This is a genomic window from Aeromonas sp. RU39B (assembly GCF_900156095.1).
Taxonomy (GTDB): Bacteria; Pseudomonadota; Gammaproteobacteria; order Enterobacterales; family Aeromonadaceae; genus Aeromonas.
In genome coordinates this window covers 87,186-100,907 of record NZ_FTMJ01000006.1, presented here as the reverse complement: position 1 = coordinate 100,907, position 13,722 = coordinate 87,186, and the positions used below count along the sequence as shown (strand labels likewise).

Here is a 13,722-nt window from a genome sequence, read left to right as displayed (position 1 = left end):
GGCCTGTTTTTTTATCCGCGGATCACCGATGTTACTCGACTAACTGCATACCGGGGATCTGGCGCCAATAACCGTTACAGTCATGGCGACCTTGCAGCGGCTGCGGCGCGGCGCCTTGCTGATTGGCCCGAAAACGGGTCAGCCACGCGAGCGTTTCCTCCCCCTGCGGGCTGAGACGCACCACGTCCACCAGACCGTCCATCGACGGCAAATCATTGACCAGGTTGTAGCAGTAACCGGATTGGGTCTGGATGCCGTTGAGGTTGAACACTGGTTGTCCTTCCCGACTGAGTGCCTGGCGTCCGACCGGATAGTCGATGCAGGCCAGTTCGCACTGATCCTTGGGTCGGTCTAGCGAGCGGGCAGTAAAGCAGCGGGCAGAGTAGGCGAGCGGCAGATAGCCGTAGGCAAACACCTCAATCTCCATGCGCTGGCGCAGATCACCACACTCTTCGCTGAGGGTTTGCAGCCAGCTGCGTGAGAGCTCTACCGGCATCACCCAGCGCTGCATCCCTTTGCTAAGCAGCATACGCAGCACATCGGCATTATAGGCATTGATGGCCGGGCCACAGACAAACGGCACGCCGGCTTCGGCGGCAAGCTGCACGGCGCCAAGATCGTTGGCCTCGACTTTCCAGTGACCGTTCTCAACCATGCGCTTGACCTCCTTGAGTTCGGAGGGGGCAGAGATCAAGGCAAGCGTCGAGAGCACCACCTCTTTACCGGCGTCGCTCAGCTGGTGAGCGATGGAAAACCAGTCATCGGCTTTTAGCTCACGGCGTTTGGAGCAGACGGTTTCACCCAGATAGATCACATCAGCGTCACTGCTGGCGGCCTTGGTATAAAAGGCTTGCACCTCATCTTTGGGCCAGTAGAAGAGCAGGGGCCCGAGAGAATATTTCATATGGCCTCCTTATTGCCACTGACGATGGTAGGCGCCGAGCGTGGTCTGGCTGCCTTCGGACACCCGAGCCAGCTGGGCATCCCACTCCGGTTTGACCTGATAGCGGGCCGGATCGGCCTGATAGGCGTCGATGGCGGCGCGCCAGACTCGGGTCACTTGCTCCACATAGGCCGGGCTGCGCTGGCGCCCTTCAATCTTGACCGACTGGATACCGGTGGCAAACAGCTCGGGTAGCAAGCTCAGGGTGTTGAGGCTGGTTGGCTCTTCCAGCGCGTGATAAAGCTGGCCGTCTACTTCAAAGCGCCCTTTGCACAGGGTTGGGTAACCGGCATTTTCACCGGGACCGTAGCGGTCGATCAGCACGTCGTTCAGGCGTGATTCGAGACCGGCCGGGGTCTCTTCCCAGCGCACGTACTTGGCCGGCGAGCAGGCTCCCACCGTATTCGGGCTCTCGCCAGTGAGGTAAGAAGAGAGGTAACAACGCCCTTCGGCCATGATGCAGAGGCTGCCAAAGGCAAACACTTCGAGTCCGATATCAGTCTCGCGCGCCAGCTGTTTGACCTGATGCATCGACAAGACTCGTGGCAGCACCACCCGTTTGACGTTAAAAGCCTGCTGATAGAAACGGATGGCCGCCGAGTTGGTGGCGGACGCCTGCACCGACACGTGCAGCTCCAGCTCGGGATAGCGCTGGCTGGCATAATCGAGCACCGCGAGATCGGCGATGATCAGCGCATCGGCACCCAGCGCAGCCGCTTTGTCGACCGCTTGCTTCCAGCGCGCATCGGCGCCGGGATGGGCAAAGGTGTTGATGGCTACATGCAGTTTGCGGCCGTAGTCATGAACATACTGGACCGCTTTTTCCAGCTTGCCACCATCGAAGTTGAGGCCGGCAAAGTGGCGGGCATTGGTGTCATCCTTGAAACCGATATAGACGGCATCGGCGCCATTATCGACGGCTGTTTTCAGGGCCGGCAGGCTCCCCGCCGGGCAGAGTAGTTCCATCAAAGGGCTCCCTGATGATAAAAGTGGAGCGATTGTAGGCAGGGGCAGGGGACAAGATTTTGACTTGAGGCAGTTTTGGCGTGCTTTGTGACACATCAATAGCGGTCAGAAGTTTGATTTTCAACAGGTTCCACATTTTTGGCCTGTGTTTGAATAGCACAAAGTCAAAAGGAGAATACCGTGTTGCTCGAGCTACAACGTCGCCTGGTTGAACAAGGCCCTCAATTGCTGCGCCATCCTCTCAAGCTGGTGCCGTTCTCTTTTCAGAAGCATGCCATGGAGCGCCTGCTCGGCACCGTGTTCCAAGAGGCCCTCGCTGATGGCGATTTCGACTTCCTCAAAGGCCGCTGGCTCAAAGTTGCGGTGACCGATCTTGGCCTGTGCTGGTACATCACCCGCAGCGAGCAAGGGCTGCAAGTCACCGGGCAGTGCGACAAGGTAGATGTGAGCTTTAGCGGTGATGCCAACGATCTGGTGCTGATTGCCGGTCGCAAGGAGGATCCCGACGCCCTGTTTTTCCAGCGCCGCCTTCGCATTGAAGGGGATACCGAGCTTGGCCTTGAGGTGAAAAACCTGCTCGACAGCCTCGACATGCAGGCGCTGCCGGCCCTTATCAAATATCCGCTGATGGATTTGGCCGAGATGGTCAGCCGGGTCCGCACTGCGCCAGTTACCGCAGCGCAGAGTGGCCAGCTTGCCTGACGCTTAGAATTAATGACGCTAAGTTAGAGATAAATCGAACGAAATGGCGGGGTGGCCAGTGCTCCCCGCCCTTATTGAGTTTCTGATAGCCGCCAAGTGTGACCAGGATCGGTCGTATCCCCGCTTTACAGTCCCCAAATTCACCTTCTCCATGCTACAATTGCGCGCTGTTTTTGAGACAAGACTGACAGGTCATGCTGGATCAGGTTCGAATTGTATTGGTGAACACCTCCCACACCGGCAACATGGGATCGGCCGCTCGTGCCATGAAGACCATGGGGCTGAGCAATCTGGTGTTGGTGGACCCGCAAGCGCTGCCCGATGGCAATGCTAACGCCCTGGCCGCTGGAGCCAGTGATATTTTGGCGAGCGCCCGAATTGTTCCCACGTTGCAAGAGGCGATTGCCGACTGCGCGCTGGTGATTGGCACCAGTGCCCGTTCGCGCACCTTGAGCTGGCCCATGCTGGGGCCGCGCGAAGCGGGCGCCAAGCTGGTGAGCGAAGGGGCCAAGCACCCCGTCGCGCTGGTGTTCGGCCGTGAGCGAACCGGTTTGACCAACGATGAACTGCAGGCTTGTCACTACCACGTTGCTATCCCGGCCAATCCTGAATACAGCTCGCTGAATGTGGCGATGGCGGTGCAGACGCTGTGCTATGAAGTACGCATGCATTGGCTGGAACACCAGGACGGCAGCGTTGACGAGCAGGATGATGTTGTGGAATATCCGAGCGCTGCGGCGCAGGAGGGGTTTTATCAACATCTGGAGCAGACGCTGCTGCAGACCGGTTTTATCAGCGAAGGCCATCCGGGTCAGGTGATGAGCAAACTGCGCCGGTTGTTCAATCGGGCCCGACCCGAAGCGGTCGAGCTCAACATTTTGCGTGGCATTCTGACCTCGGTGCAGAAACCGCATCCCCCGCGATAATCCCCGGCAAATGACTCAGGTATTATTGTTGACTAATTTAGTCAGGTATGTGAGCATTTGCCCTATCGATTTATGCGAGACGGTAACGCACCATGAGACTGACTTCTAAAGGACGTTATGCAGTAACAGCCATGCTGGATGTTGCATTACATACCGAGACCGGGCCGGTTCCACTGGCTGATATTTCCGAGCGGCAGGGTATTTCCCTCTCCTATCTGGAGCAGCTGTTTGCCCGTCTGCGCAAGCACGGTCTGGTGCAGAGCGTACGTGGTCCCGGTGGTGGATATCGCCTCGGGATGAATGCTGCCGAGATCTCTGTGGCCCAGGTGATCTCCGCTGTGGATGAATCGGTCGATGCGACCAAATGCCTTGGCAAGGGCGGCTGCAATGGCGGTACCCAGTGCCTCACCCACTCCTTGTGGCGTGATCTGAGCGAGCGCATCTCGAGCTTCCTTGGCGACATTACCTTGGCTGAACTGGTGCGCCAAGCTGAAGTTCGACATGTTGCCGACAAGCAAGACCACCATCTGAATCGTGTTTTGACTCTGGGCGACCGAGTCGAACACAGCAATAGCAATATGAGCCTTAAAGTCCAATTATAAGCGTGCTTTCTACAACCCATGACCAGTGAGGTCCCGGTTGTGACGGAGAAAAACATGAAACTGCCAATCTATCTTGATTATTCGGCGACCTGTCCGGTCGATCCGCGTGTTGCTGAAAAAATGATGCAATGCCTGACGATGGACGGCCTGTTTGGCAACCCGGCTTCCCGCTCTCACCGTTTCGGGTGGCAGGCGGAAGAGGCGGTCGATCTGGCGCGTAATCAAGTGGCAGAGCTGATCGGTGCCGACCCCCGCGAAATCGTCTTCACCTCCGGGGCGACCGAATCCGATAACCTGGCCATCAAGGGTGCCGCCCACTTCTATTCCGGCAAGGGCAAGCACATCATCACTGCCAAGACCGAGCACAAAGCCGTGCTCGATACCTGCCGTCAACTCGAGCGTGAAGGCTTCGAAGTGACCTATCTCGAGCCGCTGCCCAACGGTTTGTTTCCGCTCGACATGATTGAAAACGCGATGCGTGATGACACCATCCTGCTCAGCATCATGCACGTTAACAACGAGATTGGCGTTATTCAGGATATCGCCGCTATCGGCGCCCTGTGCCGCTCGCGCAAGGTGGTGTTCCATGTGGATGCCGCGCAAAGTGCCGGCAAGGTTGAACTCGACGTCGAAGCGATGAAGATCGATCTGCTCTCCCTGTCAGCACACAAGATCTATGGCCCCAAGGGCATCGGTGCGCTCTACGTTCGCCGCAAACCGCGTATCCGTATTGAAGCCCAGATGCACGGCGGTGGTCATGAGCGCGGCATGCGTTCCGGTACCCTGCCGACTCACCAGATCGTCGGGATGGGCGAAGCCTTCCGTATCGCCAAAGAAGAGATGGCGGATGAAATGGCCCGCATCCAGCGTCTGCGTGACCGCCTGTGGAACGGCCTCAAGGATATCGAAGAGGTGTATGTCAACGGCGACCTGCATCAGCGCGTGGCAAGCAACCTCAACGTCAGCTTTGCCTACGTAGAAGGCGAATCACTCATCATGTCCCTCAAGGATCTGGCTGTTTCGTCCGGCTCGGCTTGTACCTCTGCCAGCCTGGAGCCCTCCTATGTGCTGCGTGCACTGGGCATGAGTGACGAACTGGCACACAGTTCCATCCGTTTCTCGATTGGTCGTTTCACCACCGAGGAAGAAATTGATTATGCCGTTAGGCTGATCCGTGACTCCATCGGTCGTCTGCGTGACATGTCGCCCCTGTGGGACATGTTCAAAGATGGCGTGGATCTGAACACGGTAGAGTGGGCTCACCACTAAGCAGCGGTTTGACGGAATCAGGAGTTTGACGATATGGCATACAGCGAAAAGGTCATTGACCATTACGAAAATCCGCGCAACGTGGGCGGTTTTGACAAGAACGATCCGAGCGTCGCGACCGGCATGGTCGGCGCACCGGCCTGCGGCGACGTGATGAAGCTGCAACTGAAGATCAGTGACGACGGCGTCATCGAAGATGCCAAGTTCAAGACCTACGGCTGTGGCTCTGCCATCGCTTCCAGTTCGCTGGTGACCGAGTGGGTCAAGGGCAAGACCCTCGACGAAGCGGCTGCCATCAAGAACACCGACATCGCCGAAGAGCTGGCCCTGCCGCCGGTGAAGATCCACTGCTCCATTCTGGCGGAAGATGCCATCAAGGCGGCCATCGCCGACTACAAGCAGAAGAAAGGTCTCGCCTAAGGGGTATCGTATGGCTATCACCATGACCGATGCCGCCGCCGCTCGCGTCGCTTCCTTCATGACCAACCGGGGCAAAGGCATTGGCCTGCGCCTCGGCGTCAAGACCACCGGTTGCTCCGGTCTGGCCTATGTGCTCGAGTTCGTTGATGAACTTGGCAATGAGGATCAGGTATTCGAGCAGAAGGGCGTGAAGATCATCGTCGACGGCAAGAGTCTTCCCCACCTTGACGGCACCGAGCTCGATTTCGTCAAAGAAGGGCTCAACGAAGGCTTCAAGTTCAACAACCCCAACGCCAAGGGCGAATGTGGTTGTGGCGAGAGCTTTAGCGTCTGATTGGAGCTCATTGATGAACCATTTTGAGCTGTTTGGTCTGACGCCTCGGTTTGAACTGGATGCCAGTGCGCTGGCTGAAACCTATCGCCTGCTGCAGGCCAAGTTTCACCCCGATCGCTTTGCCGCTGCCCCGCAAGGGGAGCGGCTTGTTGCCGTTTCACGGGCAGCCCAGATCAATGAAGCCTATGCCATTTTAAAAGCGCCAGTTCGCCGCGCTGAATATCTGCTCTCCTTAAACGGACATGATCTGCGTGGAGAGACCCGCACGCTGCAGGATCGCGCATTCTTGATGCAGCAGATGGAGTGGCGCGAGCAACTCGACGAGGTGCGTACGGCCAGCGATGTAGATGCGGCAATCGATGCATTGCGGCGCGAGATCAAGGACGAGCATCAGCAGCAGATGCAACATGTGCAAAGCCAGCTCGACCAACAGTCGTGGGAGCTGGCCGCCGACACGGTGCGCAAGCTCAAGTTTATTGAAAAGATGCTCGAGGAAATCGAACGCCTCGAGGATTCCTTGCTGGAACTCTAATTATCCATGGCACTACTGCAAATTGCCGAGCCGGGCCAGAGCGCTGCGCCTCATCAACAAAAGCGAGCGGTCGGGATTGACCTTGGTACCACCAATTCGCTGGTGGCCACTGTGCGCAGTGGCGAAGCGCAAACCCTGCCGGACTCGCTCGGCCGCCCCCTGCTCCCTTCCGTGGTGCACTATCAGGCTGATGCCATTCGGGTCGGCCATGAGGCTCGCACCGAAGCGGCGCAAGACCCCGAAAACACCATCGTCTCGGTCAAGCGACTGATGGGCAAGGCTCTGTCGGATGTAGACACCGCCCGCATGCCGTATCGCTTTGCCGACGGTGTGGCGGTGCCGCATATTCTGACCCGCCAAGGGCCAGTCAATCCGGTGCAGGTCTCTGCCGAAATTCTCAACGTGCTGGCACTGCGCGGCGCCGAGGCGTTGGCAGGTGACCTTGATGGCGTCGTCATCACTGTGCCTGCCTACTTCGATGATGCCCAGCGTCAGGGCACCAAAGATGCGGCCCGCCTGGCCGGTCTGCATGTGCTGCGACTGCTCAACGAGCCCACTGCGGCGGCGATTGCCTATGGCCTGGATTCCGGCCAGGAAGGGGTGATCGCGGTCTATGACCTCGGTGGTGGCACCTTCGATATCTCCATCCTGCGCCTCAATCGAGGTGTGTTTGAAGTGATGGCAACCGGTGGCGACTCAGCCCTCGGTGGTGATGATTTTGACCATCTGCTGGCGGACTGGATCTGTGAGCAAGCGGGCTCCCCGGCACTCAACAGCAGTGAGCAGCGCACTTTGCTGGATTTGGCTTGCGATACCAAGCAGCGCCTGACCGACAGTGATGCGGTGACCATCGCCTTTGCCGGCTGGCAGGGTGAAGTGACCCGTGAGTGCTTTAACGTACTGACCCTGCCGCTGGTCAAGCGCACGCTGCTGGCTTGCCGCCGCGCTCTCAAGGATGCCGGTGTCGAGGCTGATGAGGTGCGTGAAGTGGTGATGGTGGGGGGCTCGACCCGTGTTCCGCTGGTGCGGGAAAAGGTGGGTGAGTTCTTTGGCCGTATGCCATTGACCAGCATCGATCCGGACAAGGTGGTAGCCATCGGCGCCGCCATTCAGGCCGATATTCTGGTGGGTAACAAGCCTGGCTCCGAGATGCTGCTGCTGGACGTGATCCCGCTGTCGCTGGGTCTTGAGACCATGGGCGGCCTGGCCGAGAAGGTGATCCCGCGTAACACCACCATTCCGGTGGCGCGCGCGCAGGAGTTCACCACCTTCAAGGACGGTCAGACCGCCATGATGATTCATGTGGTGCAGGGGGAACGGGAGCTGGTGGCCGATTGCCGTTCGCTGGCACGCTTCACCCTGACCGGCATTCCGCCGATGGCGGCAGGGGCTGCCCATATTCGGGTCACGTTCCAGGTCGATGCTGACGGTTTGCTCTCGGTCACTGCCATGGAAAAATCCTCCGGTGTGCAGGCCGAGATACAGGTCAAACCCTCTTACGGGCTGGGTGAGCAAGACATCCTCTCCATGCTGCAATCTTCCATTGAGCATGCCAGTGACGACATGAATGCCCGCATGCTTGCCGAGCAGCAGGTTGAAGCGGATCGGGTTGTTGAGAGCCTTAACGCTGCATTGGCGGCAGATGGCGACGCGTTACTGAGCCAGGATGAACTGGCTGCGCTGCGCGCTCAGGTGGCGCATCTGGTGGTTGTGCGTCAGCAAGGCAACAGTGACGAGATCAAGGCCGCCATTGAGGCAACCGATGCCGCCAGTGCTGATTTTGCCGCCCGCCGGATGGACGCCTCCATCCGCAAGGTGCTGACCGGACAGAAAGTAGATAAGGTGTAATATGCCGAAAATTGTTGTATTGCCGCACAGCGAACTCTGCCCTGATGGCGCCGTTCTCGAGGCTCACGAAGGGGAGACCATCCTCGACGTGGCGCTGCGTAACGGCATCGACGTAGAGCATGCTTGCGAGAAATCGTGTGCCTGCACGACCTGCCACTGCGTAGTGCGGGAAGGGTTTGATTCGCTCGAGCCAAGTGACGAGCTGGAAGATGACATGCTGGATAAGGCGTGGGGTCTTGAGCCCGAGTCGCGCCTTAGCTGCCAGGCAAGGGTGGAACAGGAAGATCTGGTGGTCGAATTCCCCAAATACACTGTCAATCTCGCCTCTGAGCGGCACTGACAGAAGGCTGCAGTGAATTCGCAGTAGTGATAATGTGGAAAGCCGTTGCCTGTGTGCAGCGGCTTTTTTATTGCCATGCCGCTGGTCATATCCTGACCGGTCAAAAGAAAAAGGAAGCAATCAACATGGCCGATTTGATGAATGTAGTGCTCACCACCGAGCGTGCTCCTGCGATCTGGGGCGAGAGCGCTCTGGTCAGCTTCGATGGCACCACTGCCCGCCTGCATCTGGAAGGCGATGCGCTGCGCGCCATCCAGAAGGGGGCGCGTCGCCTGGAGTCCTCCGGTATCCGTCAGGTGCGTCTGAGCGGTGAAGGCTGGGATCTCGAGCGCCGCTTTGCGTTTGCCCAAGGCTTCTATGCCGCCAAGGGAAACCGCGAGCTCGATTTTGGCGAGCAGAGCGAAACCGAGGCGCGTGAGCTCGGTGCTCTGCTCAAAGCCACCCAGTGGGTGCGCGATGTCACCAACGCTTGCCCCGACGAAATCTACCCCATGAGTCTGGCGGAGTCGGCTCTGCTGCTGGTGCGTGGCCTGGCCGGTGACAAGGTTACCGCCCATCTCACCGCCGGTGAGGCGCTCAAAGAGGCTGGCCATGTCGGTATCTGGTCGGTAGGACGCGGCAGCGAGCACGAGCCGGTGCTGCTCGAGCTTGATTACAACCCGACCGGCAAGGCGGATGCTCCCGTCGCCGCCGCCTTGGTGGGTAAGGGCATTACTTTCGATTCCGGTGGCTACTCCATGAAGTCCTCTGACAACATGCTGCCGATGAAATCCGACATGGGTGGCGCCGCCATGGTCACTGGCGCGCTGGCGCTGGCCATCAGTCGCGGGCTGAACCAGCGGGTCAAACTCTACCTCTGCTGCGCCGAAAACCTGGTATCGGGTAATGCCTTCAAGCTCGGCGACATCCTGACCTATCGCAACGGCCTGTCGGTCGAGATTCAAAATACGGATGCAGAAGGGCGTCTGGTGCTGGCCGATGGTCTGCTTAGTGCCGTCGAGAGCGGTGCGCCGTTTATTCTGGATGCTGCGACCCTAACCGGTGCGGCCAAGACGGCGCTCGGTCGTGATTACAACGCCGTGTTTGCGCTGGATGAGAGCGAATCGTCACGGGTACTGGGCGCGGCTCGCCGCGAAAATGAGAAGGCCTGGCCACTGCCGCTCGAATCTTGGCATCAGGGCCAGCTCGGTTCATCGTTTGCGGACATGAGCAACGTCGCCACGGCCGAAGGCACAGCCGGTGCCACTACCGCCGCTGCCTTCCTGTCGCGCTTTGTGCGTGATAACGGCGCCGGTTGGGTGCACATCGATCTCTCGGCCTCTTACCAGAAATCGGGCAATGATCTGTGGGCAGTCGGTGCCAAGGGGCATGGACTGCGGACTATCGCGGCGTGGCTCATGGAGGTGTGCGCATGAAAATTTGGCTATCTAATCAGGCTGCTGGCCCCGAGTGGGGTGAGCGCGCTCTGCTCTCCTGGTCGGCAGAGGGCATCTTGCTGCATCCGCTCAACGACCGGTTGGGTGATATCCAGCAAGCCGCACGCCGCCTCTGCTCGCAGGGCATCTATCACGCCGAACTGGCCGGAGCCTGGCAGTTGGAAGAGCAGTGGGCGTTTGCCCAAGGCTTCCAAACCCCCAAGGTTGAAGTGCAGCTCGAATGGGCCACATGTGAAGAGGCGCAGCGCCGTGAGCTGGAAGCACGCTGGCTGTGCGGTAGCTGGGTGCGCGAGATGACCAATGCCACCCCGGAGCAACTTGGCCCGCTGGAGCTGGCGGTCGAAGCGGCTGCCTTTATCACCGAGCTTGCCCCTGAAAGCGTCAGCCATCGCATCCTCAAAGGGGATGCGCTGCATCAGGCGGGCTGGATCGGGATCTGGTCAGTGGGGCGTGGCAGTGAGCGTGAACCGGTGCTGCTGGAACTTGATTTCAACCCGACCCGTGACAGCAAGGCGCCGGTTGCCGCTGCGCTGGTGGGCAAGGGGATCACCTTTGACTCCGGTGGCTACTCCATGAAGAGCTCCGAAGGGATGCTGACCATGAAGTGCGACATGGGTGGTGCCGCCATCGTGACTGGTGCGCTGGGGCTGGCTATTCTGCGCGGTCTCAAGCAGCGGGTGAAGCTTATCCTCTGCTGCGCCGAGAACCTGGTGTCGGGTCATGCCTACAAGCTTGGCGACATCCTCACTTACAAGAACGGCACCACGGTCGAGATCGTCAATACCGATGCGGAAGGGCGTCTGGTGCTGGCCGATGGTCTGCAACTGGCAGGTGAGTCGGGTGCGCCGCTGATTATCGATGCCGCTACCTTGACCGGTGCTGCCGTGATGGCGCTGGGTGGCCGCTACAACGCCCTGTTTGGTCTGGACAAGGCGCTGGTGGCGCGGGCTCAGCAAGTGGCCGAGCAGGAGTGTGAGCCGGTGTGGCCGCTGCCACTGGAACGCTGGCACCGTACCCTCTGCCCCTCCCACTATGCTGATACCGCCAACAGCCGTCCCGTTAAGGGTGGTGGTGCCGGTGGTGCCTCCAATGCGGCCGGTTTTCTGTCACGTTTTGTGCCCAACGATGGCGCTGGCTGGTTGCACGTCGATCTCTCGGCGTGCTTTAGCGATAACGGTGACAGCCAATGGGCGCCGGGCGCGACCACGGTTGGGATGCGCACCATTGCCGGATTGCTGATGCCCTGATTGGGACTGGCAGTTTTCATAAGTAAAACCCCCGCAGAGGATCGCCTTTGCGGGGGTTTTGTTATGCACCGGCGTGCACAGCGGTGGACCAGTCGAACTCAAAAATCCGAGCTCGCTCCCAGGCCGCATCGGGCTGTGCGGAAGTGAGCCCCTGATAGCGGCCGACATCATCGACCACCAGTGCCGAGAGGATCGGCAGCTGATGCTCGGTGCAAACCATGCGAATGCGCTGCAGCAAGGTGCGCAGCTCATCCTGATGCTCGGCAAAGCCGGTCAGCTTGGCCAGTTTGCTATAGCGGATGGTTTCTCGCGCATGGGCAAGGCGGGTCAGAATGCGCCACAACTCGGACTCAGCCAGTTGCGGTTGGGTGGGGGTAAACGACATGTAACGTCTCCGAATGACGATATCGCAGGCAGTGTGGGCGCATTGGCGAGGAGAGGTCTTGATCTGGCACAAGGGCCATGAGCGCAGGTAGCCGCGAGGTGACGGGGACTGTCGTGTGATGGCAGCCCCTGACGGGGCTGCCTGAAGGTCAACCGGATTAGAGCAGGACAGAGGTCAGCAGATAGCCGACGGTACTGGCCATGCCCACCCCGATAAGGCCCGGGATGATGAAGCTGTGGTTGATGATGTACTTACCGATGCGGGTGGTGCCGGTGCGGTCGAAACCGATACAGGCGAGATCGCTTGGGTAGGTCGGCAGTACGAAGTAACCATAGCTGGCCGGCAGGAAGGCGATCAGCATCTTCGGTTCCACACCCAGTGCCAGCCCCATCGGCGCGATGGCGGTCAGGGCTGCAGCCTGGCTGTTTACCAGCTTGGAGATAAGGAACAGCACCAGCGCGTAGGTCCAGGGGTGAGCCTGTACTACGTGGGAGAGGGCTTCTTTGAGCTCGCTCATGTGGCTGGTGAAGAAGGTATCACTCATCCAGGCCACGCCAAACACCGAGAAGATGGCGACCATGCCGGCCTTGAACACCGGGCCTTGGGAGATTTCGCTGGCCTTGACCTTGCAGCGCATCAGAATGATGGCGCCGGCAATCAGCATCATCATCTGGATGACCAGGTTCATGTTAAGCGGACCGGTCTTGCCTGCCATGGTGAACACCGGACGCAGGCTGGCGTCAGCACCGAGTACCACCACGGCTGCGATGGCTGCAAAGAAGATCCAGGTCGACCAGTAGGCTTCTTTGGGGAACTTCTGATTCAGCAGAGTTTCGCTACCGCCATAGATGAAGGCGCGCTGTTCCGGGTCCTTGATCTTGGCCTGAAACTCTTCGTCCTGGTCCAGATCCTTACCACGGCGCAGGCTCCACAGCGCAGCCGTCAGCACGCCGCACAGGGATGCCGGAATGGAGACCATCAGGATTTCGAGCAGGGTATAGGCATGGCCCACGCCGGCCTTGGCCGCCAGAATCGAGACCAGAGAGACTACCGCGACCGATACCGGCGAGGAGCAGATGGCCATCTGCGAGGCAACCGATGCCACTGCCATCGGACGCTCCGGACGGATGTTCTTTTGCAGCGCGATGTCGGAAATGATCGGGAACATGGTATACACCACGTGGCCGGTACCGCACAGGAAGGTCAGAGTCCAGGTAGTGAGCGGAGCCAGAATGGTGATGTATTGCGGATGACGGCGCAGCAGACGCTCGGCAATCTGCATCATCAGGTTCAGGCCACCGGCAGTTTGCAAGGTGGCGGCACAACCGATCACCGCCAGGATGGTCAACATGACCTGTACCGGCGGCTCACCCGGAGTGAGACCGAAGATGAAGCTCAGGATGAACAGACCTATACCACTGATAAGGCCCAGTCCCATCCCTCCGAAGCGGGTACCGAGCAGTAGACAGCCCAGCACCACCAGAAATTCCATAAAGATCATTGCCACTTACCTCCATTTATTGAAATACGTTCTCATGAGGGGGGAGAAAACCGCCTGTTAGTTCACCGCACCGTCAATTATTTTAGATAGCCCGAAAGGGTTAGGTGGATTATCTCAACAGGGGTAGTTGAAAAATTTGAAGTGGTTCAATAAGAACTTAAAAACCACGATGCGGTGTGTATTATCAATAATATTTTCAAGGAGTTGTTTGAAGCTTTTCACAGCATGCCCTATTGGAAACATGACGGGCTTCAAAAGACGCGCAATGTAG

General features: G+C 58.9%; 15 protein-coding genes. 11 read left to right on the top strand and 4 right to left on the bottom strand.

The window, feature by feature from the left end:
• Positions 1 to 31 precede the first annotated feature (31 nt).
• Together BW958_RS10390 and BW958_RS10385 are read right to left on the bottom strand one after the other, a co-directional pair.
• On the bottom strand, positions 32 to 904 hold the full coding sequence (locus BW958_RS10390) for a U32 family peptidase (protein WP_076575665.1): 873 nt from the start codon (positions 902 to 904) through the stop codon (positions 32 to 34).
• A 9-nt stretch (positions 905 to 913) separates the two neighbouring features.
• The gene (locus tag BW958_RS10385) at positions 914 to 1,909 is read right to left on the bottom strand and encodes a ubiquinone anaerobic biosynthesis protein UbiU (RefSeq protein WP_076575664.1); all 996 of its coding nucleotides are present in this window, start codon (positions 1,907 to 1,909) and stop codon (positions 914 to 916) included.
• 180 nt (positions 1,910 to 2,089) lie between these two features.
• Between BW958_RS10385 and BW958_RS10380 the strand changes: the two genes are divergently transcribed.
• The 11 genes from BW958_RS10380 to pepB (BW958_RS10330) all read left to right on the top strand — a co-directional run bounded on the left by BW958_RS10380 (position 2,090) and on the right by pepB (BW958_RS10330) (position 11,565).
• Entirely contained in the window at positions 2,090 to 2,611 is a 522-nt protein-coding gene (locus tag BW958_RS10380) for a ubiquinone anaerobic biosynthesis accessory factor UbiT (protein ID WP_076575663.1), read from the top strand.
• A gap of 194 nt (positions 2,612 to 2,805) precedes the next feature.
• Positions 2,806 to 3,537, top strand: a complete 732-nt coding sequence (gene trmJ, locus BW958_RS10375; protein WP_076575662.1) for a tRNA (cytosine(32)/uridine(32)-2'-O)-methyltransferase TrmJ — start codon at positions 2,806 to 2,808, stop codon at positions 3,535 to 3,537.
• A 92-nt stretch (positions 3,538 to 3,629) separates the two neighbouring features.
• Complete coding sequence (gene iscR, locus BW958_RS10370; protein WP_076575661.1) at positions 3,630 to 4,139, top strand: Fe-S cluster assembly transcriptional regulator IscR; 510 nt, start codon at positions 3,630 to 3,632, stop codon at positions 4,137 to 4,139.
• Positions 4,140 to 4,193: 54 nt separating this feature from the next.
• Positions 4,194 to 5,408: an IscS subfamily cysteine desulfurase gene (locus BW958_RS10365; RefSeq protein ID WP_076575660.1), complete on the top strand. Its 1,215-nt coding sequence runs from the start codon at positions 4,194 to 4,196 to the stop codon at positions 5,406 to 5,408.
• Between the two features lie 33 nt (positions 5,409 to 5,441).
• Positions 5,442 to 5,828 (top strand): Fe-S cluster assembly scaffold IscU, encoded by a 387-nt coding sequence (gene iscU / locus BW958_RS10360; RefSeq protein WP_076575659.1) that lies wholly within the window; start codon positions 5,442 to 5,444, stop codon positions 5,826 to 5,828.
• A 10-nt stretch (positions 5,829 to 5,838) separates the two neighbouring features.
• Positions 5,839 to 6,162 carry an iron-sulfur cluster assembly protein IscA gene (gene iscA / locus BW958_RS10355; protein ID WP_076575658.1) on the top strand — a complete coding sequence of 108 codons (324 nt, stop codon included), beginning with the start codon at positions 5,839 to 5,841 and terminating at the stop codon, positions 6,160 to 6,162.
• 13 nt (positions 6,163 to 6,175) lie between these two features.
• On the top strand, positions 6,176 to 6,694 hold the full coding sequence (hscB, locus tag BW958_RS10350; RefSeq protein WP_076575657.1) for a co-chaperone HscB: 519 nt from the start codon (positions 6,176 to 6,178) through the stop codon (positions 6,692 to 6,694).
• 6 nt (positions 6,695 to 6,700) lie between these two features.
• Entirely contained in the window at positions 6,701 to 8,542 is a 1,842-nt protein-coding gene (gene hscA, locus BW958_RS10345) for a Fe-S protein assembly chaperone HscA (protein ID WP_076575656.1), read from the top strand.
• 1 nt (position 8,543) lies between these two features.
• Positions 8,544 to 8,882 (top strand): ISC system 2Fe-2S type ferredoxin, encoded by a 339-nt coding sequence (gene fdx / locus BW958_RS10340; protein ID WP_076575655.1) that lies wholly within the window; start codon positions 8,544 to 8,546, stop codon positions 8,880 to 8,882.
• Positions 8,883 to 9,007: 125 nt separating this feature from the next.
• Positions 9,008 to 10,297, top strand: a complete 1,290-nt coding sequence (gene pepB / locus BW958_RS10335) for an aminopeptidase PepB (protein WP_076575765.1) — start codon at positions 9,008 to 9,010, stop codon at positions 10,295 to 10,297.
• Positions 10,294 to 11,565 carry an aminopeptidase PepB gene (gene pepB, locus BW958_RS10330; protein ID WP_076575654.1) on the top strand — a complete coding sequence of 424 codons (1,272 nt, stop codon included), beginning with the start codon at positions 10,294 to 10,296 and terminating at the stop codon, positions 11,563 to 11,565. The genes pepB (BW958_RS10335) and pepB (BW958_RS10330) overlap by 4 nt, the downstream gene beginning before the upstream one ends.
• A gap of 61 nt (positions 11,566 to 11,626) precedes the next feature.
• Here pepB (BW958_RS10330) and BW958_RS10325 read toward each other — a convergent pair whose 3' ends face one another.
• The gene (locus tag BW958_RS10325; protein WP_076575653.1) at positions 11,627 to 11,950 is read right to left on the bottom strand and encodes a hypothetical protein; all 324 of its coding nucleotides are present in this window, start codon (positions 11,948 to 11,950) and stop codon (positions 11,627 to 11,629) included.
• A 157-nt stretch (positions 11,951 to 12,107) separates the two neighbouring features.
• On the bottom strand, positions 12,108 to 13,451 hold the full coding sequence (locus BW958_RS10320) for an anaerobic C4-dicarboxylate transporter (protein ID WP_076575652.1): 1,344 nt from the start codon (positions 13,449 to 13,451) through the stop codon (positions 12,108 to 12,110).
• Positions 13,452 to 13,722: the final 271 nt, after the last annotated feature.